The following is a 1,274-nucleotide window of genomic DNA, read 5'->3' on the forward strand; positions in this document are numbered from 1 at the left end:
TCACTGGGATGTAATCTTGACACCACAGTTCAACCATCACGTCGTGTGCAGAGAAGAAACCAACTAAACGATTGTGGAGATCCACCACTGGTGCGCTTGTTAGATTGTTGTCTAATAGAGTATCAAGAGCTGCGGCTACAGGCATTTCCACGCTGAGTGTAACCGGTTTTGGATTCATGATGTCCTTTACGAAAGATGCGTTTTTCATTGTGATTTCCTTAACTGACGATAACTGAGTTGTATTTGTGATAGATGAAACATTGGCTGCTTTTAACTCTGGACGGCGGTAGATACACCAGTTAGCCAAACCAACGAGTACCGCGCCACCGACGATGTTGCCAAACGTTACTGGAATTAAGTTCGCACTAATAAAGTGTGCGACATTTAAATCCGCATATTGGGAAGCCGGTACACCAACAGATGCCCAAAATGATTCAGGGGCAAAATTGGCAATAACGATGCCTAGTGGGACCATAAACATGTTTGCCACACAGTGCTCAAAGCCACTGCTGACGAACATCGCAACTGGAAGAATGGTCATAAGCGCTTTCGTCATGGCGTTTGCAGAACTAAACGTCAACCAAATTGCAAGACAAACCAGTAGGTTACATAGAACGCCCAAAGCAAAGGCTTGAAGCAATGTATGGTGCAGTTTGTGTTGTGCGATATTAAGAGCATTCAAACCCCATTGGCCTGCATCCATTTGGTACAAACCTGCCGCAGTCACAAGAGCAAGCAAAAACATTGCGCCGATGAAGTTACCTACGTAAACCTTGCCCCAAATCGACAACATTTTGCCGAAAGAGATTTGTTTGTTTGCCCATGAAATGCTGGAAAGCACCGAACTGGTAAACAGCTCACCACCGCAAATAACGATAAGGATTAACCCCATACTGAAGGCGATACCACCGGCTAAGCGGCTTAAACCCCAACTTGTATTCGCACTGCCAGTTGTCACTGTGATGTAAAACAAAAATGCCAAACCGATAAACGCGCCGGCCATGATTGCTAGGCCAAGTGTCATGCTGCTGGTTTTGTTTGCTTTACTTAATGCGAATTTCTCCGCCTCAGCCATCATCTCTTTAGGAGAAAAGTCCTGGTGAGTTTGAGAACTGGTCACCGCCATAATGACTCCTTAGTTTGTGGTTCCATAAAAAGCTCCTTGATTTATTAGCTCAAAAATGAATTGTTGTTTTTGTTTTGCGGTGTTCCCGAACCGCATATCCAGAATAGGGCGGGCAGTGGTACAGGTAAAATTGATAATATTTAGAAAT

General features: G+C 44.4%; 1 protein-coding gene. It reads right to left on the minus strand.

The window, feature by feature from the left end; all coding sequences use genetic code 11:
• Nucleotides 1–1,126, minus strand: a 1,126-nt coding sequence (focA, locus tag R7E78_RS24225) for a formate transporter FocA (protein WP_318058352.1), incomplete at its 3' end; no start/stop codon positions are given.
• Nucleotides 1,127–1,274 lie beyond the last annotated feature (148 nt).

This window comes from Vibrio sp. YT-19(2023), from assembly GCF_033337395.1.